The organism is Mesorhizobium sp. P2_A8 (genome assembly GCF_056404935.1).
In genome coordinates this window covers 222,055-235,335 of record NZ_JBFUDB010000002.1, presented here as the reverse complement: position 1 = coordinate 235,335, position 13,281 = coordinate 222,055, and the positions used below count along the sequence as shown (strand labels likewise).

General features: G+C 64.5%; 14 protein-coding genes. 9 read left to right on the top strand and 5 right to left on the bottom strand.

The window, feature by feature from the left end; translation table 11 throughout:
* Window positions 1-30 precede the first annotated feature (30 nt).
* Together AC1D10_RS07720 and AC1D10_RS07715 are read left to right on the top strand one after the other, a co-directional pair.
* Window positions 31-1,446: an ATP-binding protein gene (locus AC1D10_RS07720; protein WP_477270282.1), complete on the top strand. Its 1,416-nt coding sequence runs from the start codon at window positions 31-33 to the stop codon at window positions 1,444-1,446.
* Between the two features lie 208 nt (window positions 1,447-1,654).
* Complete coding sequence (locus AC1D10_RS07715; protein WP_477270280.1) at window positions 1,655-2,677, top strand: glycosyltransferase family 4 protein; 1,023 nt, start codon at window positions 1,655-1,657, stop codon at window positions 2,675-2,677.
* Window positions 2,678-2,833: 156 nt separating this feature from the next.
* Here AC1D10_RS07715 and AC1D10_RS07710 read toward each other — a convergent pair whose 3' ends face one another.
* The 3 genes from AC1D10_RS07710 to AC1D10_RS07700 form a co-directional block, all read right to left on the bottom strand.
* Complete coding sequence (locus tag AC1D10_RS07710) at window positions 2,834-3,193, bottom strand: tRNA-binding protein (protein ID WP_477270278.1); 360 nt, start codon at window positions 3,191-3,193, stop codon at window positions 2,834-2,836.
* A 21-nt stretch (window positions 3,194-3,214) separates the two neighbouring features.
* Window positions 3,215-3,715, bottom strand: coding sequence for a type III secretion system chaperone family protein (locus AC1D10_RS07705; protein WP_006202532.1), 501 nt, complete (start codon window positions 3,713-3,715; stop codon window positions 3,215-3,217).
* A 323-nt stretch (window positions 3,716-4,038) separates the two neighbouring features.
* Window positions 4,039-4,341 carry an accessory factor UbiK family protein gene (locus AC1D10_RS07700; RefSeq protein ID WP_477270276.1) on the bottom strand — a complete coding sequence of 101 codons (303 nt, stop codon included), beginning with the start codon at window positions 4,339-4,341 and terminating at the stop codon, window positions 4,039-4,041.
* A gap of 166 nt (window positions 4,342-4,507) precedes the next feature.
* On the opposite strand from AC1D10_RS07700, the gene lgt reads away from it, so the two are divergent.
* From lgt to AC1D10_RS07670, 6 genes are all read left to right on the top strand, one after another.
* The gene (gene lgt, locus AC1D10_RS07695) at window positions 4,508-5,362 is read left to right on the top strand and encodes a prolipoprotein diacylglyceryl transferase (protein ID WP_477270274.1); all 855 of its coding nucleotides are present in this window, start codon (window positions 4,508-4,510) and stop codon (window positions 5,360-5,362) included.
* The gene (locus tag AC1D10_RS07690; protein ID WP_477270272.1) at window positions 5,359-6,447 is read left to right on the top strand and encodes a class I SAM-dependent methyltransferase; all 1,089 of its coding nucleotides are present in this window, start codon (window positions 5,359-5,361) and stop codon (window positions 6,445-6,447) included. Before lgt ends, AC1D10_RS07690 begins: the two co-directional genes overlap by 4 nt.
* Before the next feature lie 133 nt (window positions 6,448-6,580).
* Window positions 6,581-7,375 (top strand): peptidoglycan editing factor PgeF, encoded by a 795-nt coding sequence (gene pgeF / locus AC1D10_RS07685; protein WP_477270270.1) that lies wholly within the window; start codon window positions 6,581-6,583, stop codon window positions 7,373-7,375.
* Complete coding sequence (locus AC1D10_RS07680) at window positions 7,375-8,526, top strand: M24 family metallopeptidase (protein ID WP_477270268.1); 1,152 nt, start codon at window positions 7,375-7,377, stop codon at window positions 8,524-8,526. The genes pgeF and AC1D10_RS07680 overlap by 1 nt, the downstream gene beginning before the upstream one ends.
* Before the next feature lie 43 nt (window positions 8,527-8,569).
* The gene (locus AC1D10_RS07675) at window positions 8,570-9,184 is read left to right on the top strand and encodes a hypothetical protein (RefSeq protein WP_477270266.1); all 615 of its coding nucleotides are present in this window, start codon (window positions 8,570-8,572) and stop codon (window positions 9,182-9,184) included.
* A gap of 155 nt (window positions 9,185-9,339) precedes the next feature.
* Window positions 9,340-10,275: a ribose-phosphate pyrophosphokinase gene (locus AC1D10_RS07670; protein WP_019860650.1), complete on the top strand. Its 936-nt coding sequence runs from the start codon at window positions 9,340-9,342 to the stop codon at window positions 10,273-10,275.
* An 18-nt stretch (window positions 10,276-10,293) separates the two neighbouring features.
* Here the strand turns inward: AC1D10_RS07670 and AC1D10_RS07665 are convergent, their stop codons facing one another.
* Window positions 10,294-11,190 carry an SDR family oxidoreductase gene (locus AC1D10_RS07665; RefSeq protein WP_477270264.1) on the bottom strand — a complete coding sequence of 299 codons (897 nt, stop codon included), beginning with the start codon at window positions 11,188-11,190 and terminating at the stop codon, window positions 10,294-10,296.
* A gap of 126 nt (window positions 11,191-11,316) precedes the next feature.
* Between AC1D10_RS07665 and AC1D10_RS07660 the strand changes: the two genes are divergently transcribed.
* On the top strand, window positions 11,317-12,291 hold the full coding sequence (locus AC1D10_RS07660) for an AraC family transcriptional regulator (protein WP_477270262.1): 975 nt from the start codon (window positions 11,317-11,319) through the stop codon (window positions 12,289-12,291).
* Between the two features lie 22 nt (window positions 12,292-12,313).
* On the opposite strand, the gene AC1D10_RS07655 is transcribed toward AC1D10_RS07660, so the two are convergent.
* Complete coding sequence (locus AC1D10_RS07655) at window positions 12,314-13,192, bottom strand: AraC family transcriptional regulator (protein WP_477270260.1); 879 nt, start codon at window positions 13,190-13,192, stop codon at window positions 12,314-12,316.
* Between the last annotated feature and the right edge of the window lie 89 nt (window positions 13,193-13,281).

Sequence of the window (13,281 nt, the reverse complement as noted above, 5' to 3'; positions counted from 1 at the left end):
TGAACGGTCGCGGGCAAGCGAAAAGAGCGAATGGCAACCACGGAATTGCAACAGCCGGATAATGGCGGCTTGAGCGCACGCGCCGCGCGGACGCTGAAGGCGGTGCCGCGCGCCTGGAACCGGTTCTGGCGCCTCGTTTCGCTGTACATGCCGAAGCGGCTCTATGCCCGCTCGCTGATCATCGTCATCGCGCCGATGATCCTGCTGCAATCGGTCGTCGCTTTCGTCTTCATGGAACGCCATTGGGCGACCGTGACGCAGCGCCTGTCGCAGGCCACCGTGCGCGACATCGCCGCCATCATCGACTTGATCGAGACCTACCCGCACGACACCGACTACGCCAACGTCATCCGCATCGCCCAGGACCGCATGCAGCTGAAGGTCGACCTCCTGCCGCCCGACCCGTTGCCCGCACCTGGTCCAAAGCCGTTTTTCTCAATTTTGGATGATGTTCTCTCGGCCGAAATCACCCGCCAGATCAACCGCCCGTTCTGGATCGACACGGTCGGCAATTCCAACATCGTCGAGGTGCGCATCCAGCTTGAGAACAGGGTGCTGCGCGTCTTCGTGCGCCGCAGCCAGGCCTATGCCTCGAACACCCACATCTTCCTGATCTGGATGGTCGGCACCTCGCTGGTGCTGTTGATGATCGCCATCCCCTTCCTGCGCAACCAGATCCGGCCGATCCTGACGCTCGCCGAAGCCGCGGAAAGCTTCGGCAAGGGCCGGCCGATGCCACGCGATTTCCGGCCGCGCGGCGCCGAGGAGGTTCGCCGCGCCGGCTTTGCCTTCATCCAGATGCGCGAGCGCATCGAACGCCAGATCGAGCAACGCACCGCCATGCTGACCGGCGTCAGCCATGACCTGCGGACCATCCTCACCCGCTTCAAGCTGCAGCTGGCGCTGGCCGGCGGCAAGGCCGACACCAAGGCAGCGCTCGACCAGGACATCGACGACATGCAGTCGATGCTCGAAGGCTATCTCGCCTTTGCCCGTGGCGAGGCTTCGGAAGACGCCGGACGGTTCGATCTCGAGGCCTATTTCCGGAAGCTCGACGAGGAAGCCAGGCTACGCAAGCGCAAGCTGTCGACGACGCTGACCGGCGACCGCGATGTGCATGTGCGGCCGAACGCCTTTGCGCGGCTGATGTCCAACGTCATCGGCAACGCCTTCCGCTATGCCAAGACGGTGGAGGTCAACGCCAACCATGGCCGCGGCTCGTTGCTGGTCACCATTGACGATGACGGCCCGGGCATCCCTGCCGACCGGCGCGAAGACGTGTTCAAGCCCTTCGTGCGGCTCGACGAGGCGCGCAACCTCGATGCCAGCGGCACCGGGCTCGGCCTGTCGATTGCACGCGACATTGCCCGCAGCCATGGTGGCGACATCACCCTCGACGACAGCCCGCTCGGCGGCCTTCGCGCCGTGATCAAGGTTCCCGCTTAGGCTGGCCAGATACAGGGCTTCATCCGCCCGTCATGAAACCATGGTCAAGAGCGCGCATGAAGCGCGCGACCTCCATTGATTCGGCCCCGCCGCCTCACTTCGATCCCGTGCCCGCCCGGGTGCGTTGGAGCGAAGCGAGAGCCACGGGCTGGTCGCCGTTCCGTCATCGTCTCAAGGCAACCGTCGACCTTTCGAGCAAAGGGCCGCCATGCGCATATTGATGGTCACCGACGCCTGGCGCCCACAGGTCAATGGCGTCGTCCACACGCTGGAGCGGCTCACCGAAACGCTGAAATCCTTCGATGTCGCGCTGGATTTCCTGACGCCCAACATCTTTCGCACGCTGCCCCTGCCGACCTACCCCGACATCCGCCTGGCGCTGACCACGCCCGGCCATGTCGCGCGGCTGATCGAAGCCGGCAAGGCGGACCACATCCACATCGTCACCGAGGGACCACTGGGCATCATGGCGCGGCGCTATTGCCGCAATGCCGGCCGGCCGTTCACCACCAGTTATCACACCCGCTTTCCCGAATATCTGAGCGCGCGCCTGCCGGTCCCGGAAAGCTGGGCCTATCGCTGGCTGCGCGATTTCCACAATTCCGGCCAGGGCACGCTGGTTGCCACCCAGTCGCTCGCCGACGACCTTGCGGCACGTGGCTTCAACAAGCTGCGGCCCTGGACGCGTGGCGTCGACACCGACCATTTCCGGCCGGACAAGAAGAAGGAACTCGGCTTCCCCGGCCCGGTCTTCCTTTGCGTCGGCCGGGTCGCCATCGAAAAGAACCTCTCGGCCTTCCTCGACCTAGACCTGCCCGGCAGCAAGGTGATTGTCGGCGAAGGTCCCGAGCTTGCCAGGCTCAAGGCGAAATACCCGCAAGCGCATTTCCTCGGTCACCGCCCCAATGACGAACTGGCTGAGATCTATGCGTCGGCCGACGTCTTCGTCTTCCCCAGCCGCACCGACACGTTCGGCAATGTCATCATCGAGGCACTGGCCAGCGGCACGCCGGTCGCCGCCTATCCGGTGACCGGTCCGATCGACATCGTCGGCGACGGTTTTGGCGGCGCGGTGTCGACCGACCTGCGCGAGGCGGCGCTCGCCGCCCTCGACGTCGACCGCGCCGAGGCGCGCGAACGCGCCATGCGCTACAGCTGGAAAGCCTGCGCCGAAATGTTTCTCGACACGGTCGAGGATGCACTCGGCACGACCCGGAAGCTGGCCGCCTGAGAAACGTCGCGGCTTAGGATGTGTTGGGATTCAGGTCAGGCCTGAGAATGGTGGGCTCCGAGAACCGGAACGGAGCGTGCGTTTGGGTACGTGAGCACCGGAAGCGGAGGTATCAGCCGTTCGCAAGCCGGCCTCACCTCTGACCATCGACGCATCCTAGAACAGCCGACCGCCATTCGGCACCTTGCGCTCGATGGCGCCGAGCACCACGGCGCCCTCCTCGTCGGGAAAGCCAAGCGTCAGCACTTCCGACATGAACGGGCCGATCTGGCGCGGCGGGAAATTGACCACCGCGAACACCTGCCGGCCGATCAGCGTTTCCAGCGCATAGTATTTGGTGATCTGCGCCGACGATTTCTTGATGCCGATGTCGGCTCCGAAATCGATCTTCAGCTTGAACGCCGGCTTGCGCGCCTCCGGAAATGGCTCTGCTTCGACGATCGTGCCGGCACGGATGTCGACACGATCGAAATCGGCGAAACTGATCTCGGGCTTACGCTCGTTGCTCGAACTCATCTCGGTCTTGTTTGCCTTGGCTCAGGCGTTGCCGTAGGTCTCGAACAGCACGCCGGCCAGCGCGTCCTTGGCCGAGGTCCCCGACCAGACGACGAACTGGAAGGCCTGGAAATAGCATTCGCAAGCTTCCAGCGCCGACGACAGCAACACCTCGACCTGCTGGCTCGACGGCTCGACCCCGCCGGCCAGGAGCAGCGACTGGCGGAACATGATCGCGCCCTCCTGCTCCCAGAGGTCGAAATGACCGAACAGCATCTGCTCGTTGATCAGCGAAAGCAGCCGCATCACTTCGAGCGCGCGAGCCTCCGGCACCTTGATATCGAAGGCGCAGGCCAGGTGCAGCGCCTCGAAATCCTCCATCCACGAGAAGGATACGTGATAGTCGGTCCAGCTGCCGGCAACCGAGATCGAGATCTCGTCATCGCCTGCCCGCTCAAAGGACCAGTCGTTGTTGTGGGCCACCTGCTCGATAACATCCACCGGATGGATTTCGCGGGAGAATTCGAGTTCGAGAAGTTCCATGGAATGCTTCCTGTCGTTCTGAGGAGCGCCGCCACACGCTCCGCGGGAGGGCACACACAACGAACAATCTTGTCTAGAACTCGGACGGCCAGGACTTCACGACGCAAAGACCCCAGACCGGACCCCACCGCCCGGCCACATGACCCGGCTCCGAATCATGCAACAAATTCAGTCTATTGATCGGGAGTCGCGTGAACAGCCCAATTTTTCGCACTGCGTCATTCGCATGTGGAAAGCCGCTGTCACAAAGATTCACGCAATGCCGTTAAGCGATTCACGGCAAAGCGCTTTTCAGGATCGGGCTATGTGGAAAAGTTTAATGATTATTTTTTTGCGCGGGGCTTTGCCGCCGCCGCCGGTGTGGCTTGTCCGGTCAATTCGGCAAGTTTCGCCTCGAGCACCTCGATGCGCTCGGCAAGTCGGGCGTTTTCTTCCCGAGCCTTGGCAGCCATCTCGCGCGCGGCCTCGAACTCTTCGCGCTGCACCACGTCCATCGTGTTGAGGATGCGTTCCGCCTGGCCCTTGAAGGCGGTCTCGACCTCGCGGCGCACGCCTTGAGCAGCGCCGGCGGCATCGGTCATCAGCTTGGCGAATTCATCGAGAATGCGGTTCGGTCCGGTCGACATGGCAAATCCTCGCTTACCACAATTGAGTTAGTAGCGCGGCACTTGGAATGCAAGCATGTTGCGCCCTGGTGCGGCATCAAGTCGAGAGCGTCCGGCTTGCCTTGACCCTGCCAAAACCCTGCCGCATGGTCCGCGCCCAAACGCGATCGCAACCGAGAGTTCCCCGTTGAACGACTATTTCCTGCTGCCGTTGGCCTCCCTGCCCTTTCCCAACATCAACCCGATCCTCATCCAGATCGGGCCGCTGGCGGTGCACTGGTACGGCATTGGCTACATCGTCGGCATCCTGTTTGCCTGGTGGTACGCCAAGCGGCTCGCCGCCAATGCGAAGCTGTGGCCGAACGGCGTCCTGCCGATGAAGCCGGAGGATCTTGATGATTTCATCGTCTGGGCGGCCATCGGCGTGGTGCTGGGTGGACGCACCGGCTATGTGCTGTTCTACGATCTGCCACGCTACATCGCCCACCCGCTCGATATCTTCGCGGTCTGGCAAGGCGGCATGTCGTTCCATGGCGGCCTGCTCGGCGTCATCCTGGCCATGATGCTGTTTTCCATCAAGCGCGGCATCCGCACCTGGTCGCTGTTCGATGTCGTGGCCGCCGGCGTGCCGGTCGGCCTCGGCCTGGTGCGCGTCGCCAACTTCATCAATTCCGAACTCTGGGGCCGGCCCACCGACGTTCCGTGGGCGATCGAATTCCCCAATGGCGGGCCGTTCGCCCGCCACCCGAGCCAGCTCTACGAGGCCCTGCTCGAAGGTTTGGTGCTGTTCCTCGTCCTGCGCATCCTCACCCATTCGCGCCTCAAGCTGAAGACGCCGCGCTTCGTCGGCGGCGCCTTCATCTGCGGCTATGGCCTGTCGCGCATCTTCGTCGAGTTCTTCCGCGAACCCGACCAGCAGCTGGGCTATCTCCTTGGCACCAACTGGCTGACCATGGGCATGATCTTGTCGTCGCCGATGGTGCTGGTCGGCATCTGGGCGATGCTGACCGCCAAACCGGTGACGAAGACGCAGCCGGCATGACAAGGCTGAAAACCCGCATCGTCGACCTGATCGAGGCGTTGGGGCCGCTTCCCGTCAACGAATACATGGCGCTGTGCCTGTTCGATCCCGAGGATGGCTACTACACGACGCGCGAGCCTTTCGGCGCGGCTGGCGACTTCATCACGGCGCCCGAGATCAGCCAGATGTTCGGCGAACTCGTCGCCGTCTGGCTTTACCAGGCCTGGCAGGCCAGCGGCCGGCCGCTCCCTCTGACCATCGCCGAGATTGGCCCTGGCCGCGGCACGCTGATGAAGGACATGCTGCGCACCCTGTCGCGGCTCGATCCGGCCCTCACCAACGGCGCCACCTTTGCCATGATCGAGACCAGCCCGCGCCTGACAGAGGTGCAGAAACAGACGCTTGGCGCGACACCCTTCGCGATCGGCTGGCACGAGACCATCGACACGCTGCCACGGCAGCCGATTTTCCTCGTCGGCAACGAACTGTTCGACGCCGTGCCCATCCGCCAGTTCGTCCGCGCCGGCGCCGGCTGGCGCGAGCGCATGGTCGGCCTCGACGAGACCAACGAGCTGCGCTTCTTCGCCGGCGCCGGCTCGGTCGACCCGACGCTGCTGCCTGACGACGCCGCTGACGCGCCGCACGGCGCGATCGCCGAGGTCGCGCCAGCCCGCGCAGCCCTGATGACGGCGATTGCCGAACGCATATCCAGGCATGGCGGCGTCGGCCTGTTCCTTGACTATGGCCACCTCCAGCCGGGTCTCGGCGACACGCTGCAGGCCTTGCGCAACCACAATCACGAAGATGTGCTGGCCAATCCCGGCGAGGCCGACCTGACGACCCATGTCGATTTCGCCGCCCTTGCCGCAATCATCCGCGCGCATGGCCTCGACGCCCATCTGTCGACGCAAGGCGACTTCCTGCTCGGCATGGGCATTCTCGAGCGTGCCGGCCGGCTCGGCGCCGATGCCGACCAGGCGGCGCGCGACAAGATCGCCGACGATGTCGAGCGCCTCGCCGGTCCGCAGGCGATGGGCGAGCTGTTCAAGGTGCTTGCCATCCTGCCGCGCGACGTGGCCGTCCGGCCCTTTGCCACGGCGGATTGACTTTTCACTGCTGCCCCTCCCAATCTCGCGTCCGGCAAAGAACGGTCGAACCGCCGGCCAAGCTCTGCCCCGCCTTCTTTTCGACGAAGCACTTTTTCTTGACGAAACCGCCCACACGGACAACAACGCCCGCATGCTGAATCAGACCAAACCGGATCCCGTTCGGTCGCCCCTGCTGGACAAGGCGCAGGCGCAAGGCATCCGCCACGGCTATTTCACCCGCGTCGGCGGTGTTTCCAGCGGCATCTACCAGGGCCTCAACATCGGCACCGGATCGAATGACGACCAGGCGCTGGTGGCCGAAAACCGCAGCCGCGTCGCCGCCTGGATGGGCGTGCCGGCAAGCCATCTGCTGACCGCCTGGCAGATCCATTCGCCCGACGTCATCATCGTCAGCGAGCCCTTTGCCGGCCAGCGCCCCAAGGCCGACGCCATCGTCACCGACCGGCCGGGCATCGCCGTCGGCGCCTCGACCGCCGATTGCGGCCCGGTGCTGTTCGCGGATGCTGAGGCGCGCATCATCGGCGCGGCACATGCCGGCTGGAAAGGCGCCTTGACCGGCGTCCTCGAAAACACCATCGCGGCGATGGAAAGCCTCGGCGCCCGCCGCGAAAACATCGTTGCCGTGCTCGGCCCCTCGATCGGCCCCGAGAACTATGAGGTCGGGCCGGAATTCGTCGCCCGCTTCGTCGAGGCCGACGCTGGAAATGACAACTATTTCGCGCCCTCGGCAAATCCCGGCCATGCGATGTTCGACCTCAACCGCTACACGGTCGACCGGCTGGTCAGGGCCGGCGTGGCCGCTGAAGGCCTCGGCCGCTGCACCTATGCCGAGGAAGAGCTGTTTTACTCCTACCGGCGCACCACGCACCGCAAGGAGCCTGATTATGGCCGGCAGGTTTCGGCAATCGTTTTGGAGGGGAAATAATGGCGCTGCATTTTGAACGATCGGAATTTGACGCGCGGCGTGACCGGCTGATGATCGAGATGGCCGAAAAGAAGCTCGACGCCATCCTGCTGTTCGCGCAGGAAAGCATGTACTGGCTGACCGGTTACGACACGTTCGGCTTCTGCTTCTTCCAGTGCCTGGTGGTGAAGGCCGACGGTTCGATGGTGCTTTTGACCCGCTCGGCCGACCTGCGCCAGGCGCGCCAGACCTCGATCATCGACAACATCGTTCTGTGGACCGACCGCAATGGCGCCAATCCGGCGGTCGACCTGCGCAATCTGCTCAACGAGCTCGACCTGCTCGGCGCCCGCATCGGTGTCGAATACGACACCCATGGGCTTACTGCCTTCAATGGCCGTCGGCTGGACGAGCAGTTGCAGACCTTCGGCCAGATCGCCGACGCGTCCGGCATTGTCAGCCGGCTGCGCCTGTTCAAGAGCCCGGCCGAGATCGCCAAGGCCGAGAAGGCCGCCAACCTCTCCGACGACGCGCTGGACGCTGCCTTGCCGCTGATCAAGCAGGGCGGCGACGAAGCGCTGATCGTGGCCGCCATGCAGGGCGCGATCTTTGCCGGCGGCGGCGACTATCCGGCCAACGAATTCATCATCGGCTCCGGCGTCGACGCGCTGCTTTGCCGCTACAAGTCCGGCCGCCGCAAGCTCACCAAGAACGACCAGCTGACGCTCGAATGGGCCGGCGTCTTCAACCACTATCATGCGCCGATGATGCGCACGGTGCTGACCGGCAAGGTCTCGAAGCGCCATCAGGAGCTGTTCGACGCCGCCCGCGCGGCCCTTCTGGCCGTCGAAAAGGCGATGACGCCTGGAAACAGCTTCGGCGACGTGTTCGACGCCCACGCCCGCACCATGGAGGCGCACGGCCTGACCAAGCACCGGCTGAATGCCTGCGGCTACTCGGTCGGCGCCCGCTTCACGCCATCCTGGATGGACATGCCGATGTTCTATCAGGGCAACCCCGAGCCGATCGCGCCGCACATGACGCTGTTCGCCCATATGATCATCATGGATTCCGACACCGAGACGGCAATGACGCTAGGCCGCACCTACCTGACCACCGAATCCCAGCCGAAGCCGCTCTCCCGCCATGATCTCGACTTGATCGTACAGTGAATCCATAATGGGAGGCGTTCTTCGCCAAGGAGTTAGAAGGCAAATGAGACGATCGCATGTGACGACCGTGTCATTGCTTGTGGCATTGGCTCTTGGCGCCTGCACCAACGCAAAGGACGTTCTCGAACCCTCTGCCATCACCCCGCCGGCGACCTCGACGCCAGCCCCCCAGGGCAGCGCCGCCGCCGTCCCCGCCCCGTCGCCCGCCGACCCTGCCTCGACCACGTCGGGCGCTCCTGCAACCGCCGCCACACCGGTCACGCCAGCCCAAAGCGCTGGCGTCCTGTCGAAGACCCGCCTGCAGATCGCGCCGATCGTCGGCGCTTCGGTGGAAGCCGCGACGCCGCTGACGGCGGAGCTGCAGACACGTGCCAGGCAGCGCGGCATCACGCTGGCCGGCAGCAGCGACCAGACCGCGACCCATGTGCTCAAAGGTTATTTCTCGGCGATTTCGGAAGGCAAGGACACCACCGTCATCTATGTCTGGGACGTCTACGACCCGGCCGGCAACCGCCTGCACCGCATCAACGGCCAGATGAAGGCGCCTTCGGTCAATGGCGCTGACAGCTGGAAGGCGGTCTCGCCGGCCACCATGCAGACGATCGCCGACCAGACCATCGACCAGTTCGCGGCGTTTCTTGGCGGCAAGGCGGGCTGAGGTGTTGCCGGCCCGCGATGGCGCGAAGCTTTCTTAGGATTAGCCGGCGGATTCCCGATCTCGGCGCTTGCAATACCGGCGCGGGCCGCTAAAAGCCCGGTTAAAGGGCGCAGGCGAGTCCGTCAGGTCTCGCCATCCTCCACCAGGAACCGTGCATGAAACTCTTCGCGGGCAATTCCAACAGGGTGCTGGCCGAGGCGGTCGCCCGCTATCTCAACATCCCGTTGGGCAAGGCCAGTGTCAGGCGCTTCGCCGACCAGGAAATCTTCGTCGAAATCCAGGAAAACGTGCGTGGCGAGGATGTCTTCATCCTGCAGTCGACCTCGTTTCCAACCAACGATCACCTGATGGAACTGCTCATCATGATCGATGCCTTCATGCGTTCGTCGGCCAAGCGCATCACGGCGGTGATTCCCTATTTCGGCTACGCCAGGCAGGACCGCCGCGCCTCCGGCCGCACGCCGATCTCGGCCAAGCTGGTCGCCAACATGATCACCCGCGCCGGCGTCGACCGCGTCTTGACGCTCGACCTGCATGCTGGCCAGATCCAGGGCTTTTTCGACATCCCGACCGACAATCTGTTCTCGGTGCCGGTGATGGCCCGCGACGTGAAGGCGAAATACAAGCAGCTCGGCAATGTCGTGGTGGTATCGCCCGATATCGGCGGCGTGGTGCGTGCCCGCGCGCTGGCCAAGCGCTTCGATGCCCAACTGGCCATCGTCGACAAGCGCCGCGAACGTCCCGGTGAATCGGAAGTCATGAACATCATCGGCGCTGTCGCCGGCAAGGATTGCCTGCTGATCGACGACATCGTCGATTCCGGCGGCACGCTGTGCAATGCCGCCGATGCGCTGCTGGCCAACGGCGCCACCAGCGTCACCGCCTATATCACCCATGGTGTGTTGTCGGGCGGCGCCGTCGCCCGCATCAGCGGCTCGAAGCTGCAGGAACTGGTGATCACCGATTCCATCCAGCCGACGCAAGGCGTGCTCGACGCGCCCAACATCCGCGTCATCTCGATCGCCGACCTGATGGGCGAAGCCATCTCGCGCACGGCGACCGAGGAATCGGTTTCGAGCCTGTTCGACTAGACTCGTCCCGAAACAGCCTCAACCTTCGAAATAGCTGGGACGATCGAGGTCGGCAATCAACCTAGGCTGTGTCGGCTGCCATCCCAGCACATTGCGGGTCTGCTCGCTGGACGCAGGCCAATCCATGCCGAAGAAGTGGCCGAGGAAGCCGAAATGGTCGGCTGCTTCCTCGCGGGTTTTGGACACCACCGGCAGGTTCAGGCGCCGGCCGATGATGTCGGCGATCTCCCGTGTCGGCACGCCCTGGTCGGCGACGCCGTGATACCGGGCTCCGCCGGCCCCCTTCTCGAGCGCCAGCCTGAAGAGCGTGGCGGCGTCGAGCCGGTGCACCGCCGGCCAGCGGTTCATTCCGTCGCCGATATAGGCCGAAACACCCTTTTGACGCGCGATGTCGATCAGCATCGCAACGAAGCCGTGATCGCCGTCACCGTGGACCGACGGTGACAAGCGCACCGCCGAGGCGCGCACACCGCGCGCCGCCAGTGCTTCGGCCGTAACTTCCGAAGCACGGGGATAGGAGGCGGACGGAGGAACAGGCGCGTCGTCCTCGCTCGCCATGCGGCCGGCCGGCGTCACCAGCGCCAGCCCGGAGGTGACGAGCAAGGGCCGCTCGGAGCCTTCGAGCTCCGCCCCAAGCGTCTCGATGGCGCGCCGGTCCGCCTCGCAGCTTGCCGCGAATTTCGAGAAGTCATGATTGAAGGCGGTGTGGATGACGCCATCCGAAAGGGCCGCCCCGCTGCGCAGGCTCTCCAGATCCTCGATATCGCCGCGATGCGCCTCGGCGCCAGCGGCAACGATCGACCTGGCGCCTGCATCCGAACGGGCAAGACCGAGCACCTGATGGCCCGCTTCAACGAGCTCCCGCACAACCGCGGAACCGACAAAACCAGTGGCACCGGTTACAAAAACGCGCATCGCGATTTCTCCTTTGTTTTAGTCAAGGGCCGTATGGGCTGCCCGTTGCCGAAGGAGATACGGGATTGAGGAAATACGATCTATGCTGTAAAATCCGTATTATCTTCGCAATCGTCCGGAATACCCATGGATCCGCTCTCAGACGTGCTGTCGCTGTTGAAGCCGCGCAATTATTTGTCCGCCGGCCTGGAGGCCGGTGGCGACTGGTCGATCCAGTTCCCCGACCAGCAGGCGGCCATCAAATGCGGTGCCGTGGTGTCAGGCGAATGCTGGCTGTCCGTGGAGGGCGTCTCGGATGCAGTCCGGCTGGAGGCGGGTGACTGCTTCCTGCTGCCGCGCGGCCGGCCCTTCCGCCTTGCCAGCGACATGGAGCTGCCGGCGGTCGACGCCCGCACGATCTTTTCTCCTGCCCGCACCGGTGGCGTCACCTCGCACAATGGCGGCGGCGATTTCCTTCTGGTCAGCAGCCGCTTCGCCCTGTCCGGCGACCATGCGGGCGTCCTGTTGCGGATGCTGCCGCCCATCGTCCACATCCGCAGCGACTCGGACCACTCGGCGCTGCGCTGGCCGGTGGAGCGGATGATGCAGGAATTGCGCGAACGGCGGCCCGGTGGCTTTCTCATCGTCGAGCATCTCGCCCACATGATCCTGATCGAGGCCTTGCGCCTGCATATGGCGGAGGGCATCCGAGGCGGCGTCGGCTGGCTGTTTGCGCTGGCCGACAGGCAGATCGGCGCGGCGATCGGTGCCATGCACGACGATCCGGCGCATGGCTGGACGTTGCAGGCGCTGGCCGAGCGGTCCGGCATGTCGCGATCGACCTTTGCGCTGAAATTCAAGGCCATGGTCGGCGCCTCGCCGATGGACTACCTGACGCGTTGGCGCATGCTGCTGGCCGGCGACAGGCTGGCGAGTTCCAGCGATCCCGTTTCCGTCATTGCGCTGTCGCTCGGCTATGAATCCGAAAGCGCCTTCAGCACTGCCTTCAAGCGGGTCATGGGTTGTTCGCCACGCCAACATGGCCGTGGCCGGGCACCGGCTTCCGCCTCACATGGCGGGGAGACCGTCCACACCAGCCTGCCCGAGCCGGTCACGGGTTGAACCGCCGGGCATCACACCGAAATCATGGGCTTTCCAGTCGAAGCGAACCGCTTGGCCGACGAATGCCATCGCCGCTGTCGCGTGCGCCGCGCATATAGCCGCGCGGCGCGGCACCCAGCATGCGCTTGAACATGGTGATGAAGGCCGGCACGCTGTCATAGCCGAGATCGAGTGCCACCCTGGTGATCGGCTCGCCGTCGGCCAGCCGCGGCAGCGCCGCGAACAGGCAGGCCTGCTGGCGCCATGTCGACAGCGACAGGCCGGTCTGGCGTTGGAAGGCGCGGGTGAAGGAGCGGCGGCTCATGCCGGCGGCATCGGCCCACTCGTCGATCGTCGCATGCGGCGAAGGTGCCGCCACGAAGCGCCGGCAGAGCGTCGCCAGCCTGGGATCGGACGGGAACGGCAGGCCGAGCGGCCGTTCCGGCAGGGTCGGGATTTCGTGCAGCAGGAGGTTCATGATCAGCCCGCCACGTCCTTCCAGCACGCCGCCTTGCGGCAACTTCTCGGATTCCACGATCAGGCTGTGCATCAGGTCGGTGACGCCGACGACGCGCAAGCCTTCCGGCAGCCCGGGAATAGCATTCGGCATGACATAGACCGAACGCATCGAGACATCGCCCAGCATCTCGACGGAATGTTCGGTACCGGCCGGAATCCACATCGCGTGATCGGGCGGCACCATCCAGCGCCCATGCCGTGTCGTCACCAGCACGACGCCGACCAGCGCATGCAGCAGCTGGCTGCGGCTGTGGCGGTGTTGCGGCACTTGGTAGCCGTCGGGATATTCGGTCGGCAGGGCCACCGCCGGTCCGACCACTTGCTCCAGCCACTGCCAGCGACTTTCGTGCAATTGACCGGGATCGGCATTGCCGGCGTGAAAGATTTCCCTGCCATGAGGCATTGGGTATGGCCCACTTGCGAAACTATTGGACCAAACCACGAAAGAAGTCGTCTCGCAAGCAGCTTATAAGGCAACCGTCCTCCAAGGCG

Bases quoted from the DNA above. Each gene is read 5' to 3' on its own strand.
- AC1D10_RS07720 (WP_477270282.1), top strand. From the start codon at position 31: ATGGCAACCACGGAATTGCAACAGCCGGATAATGGCGGCTTGAGCGCA.
- AC1D10_RS07715 (WP_477270280.1), top strand. From the start codon at position 1,655: ATGCGCATATTGATGGTCACCGACGCCTGGCGCCCACAGGTCAATGGC.
- AC1D10_RS07710 (WP_477270278.1), bottom strand. From the start codon at position 3,193: ATGAGTTCGAGCAACGAGCGTAAGCCCGAGATCAGTTTCGCCGATTTC.
- AC1D10_RS07705 (WP_006202532.1), bottom strand. From the start codon at position 3,715: ATGGAACTTCTCGAACTCGAATTCTCCCGCGAAATCCATCCGGTGGAT.
- AC1D10_RS07700 (WP_477270276.1), bottom strand. From the start codon at position 4,341: ATGTCGACCGGACCGAACCGCATTCTCGATGAATTCGCCAAGCTGATG.
- AC1D10_RS07690 (WP_477270272.1), top strand. From the start codon at position 5,359: ATGACAAGGCTGAAAACCCGCATCGTCGACCTGATCGAGGCGTTGGGG.
- pgeF (WP_477270270.1), top strand. From the start codon at position 6,581: ATGCTGAATCAGACCAAACCGGATCCCGTTCGGTCGCCCCTGCTGGAC.
- AC1D10_RS07680 (WP_477270268.1), top strand. From the start codon at position 7,375: ATGGCGCTGCATTTTGAACGATCGGAATTTGACGCGCGGCGTGACCGG.
- AC1D10_RS07675 (WP_477270266.1), top strand. From the start codon at position 8,570: ATGAGACGATCGCATGTGACGACCGTGTCATTGCTTGTGGCATTGGCT.
- AC1D10_RS07670 (WP_019860650.1), top strand. From the start codon at position 9,340: ATGAAACTCTTCGCGGGCAATTCCAACAGGGTGCTGGCCGAGGCGGTC.
- AC1D10_RS07665 (WP_477270264.1), bottom strand. From the start codon at position 11,190: ATGCGCGTTTTTGTAACCGGTGCCACTGGTTTTGTCGGTTCCGCGGTT.
- AC1D10_RS07660 (WP_477270262.1), top strand. From the start codon at position 11,317: ATGGATCCGCTCTCAGACGTGCTGTCGCTGTTGAAGCCGCGCAATTAT.
- AC1D10_RS07655 (WP_477270260.1), bottom strand. From the start codon at position 13,192: ATGCCTCATGGCAGGGAAATCTTTCACGCCGGCAATGCCGATCCCGGT.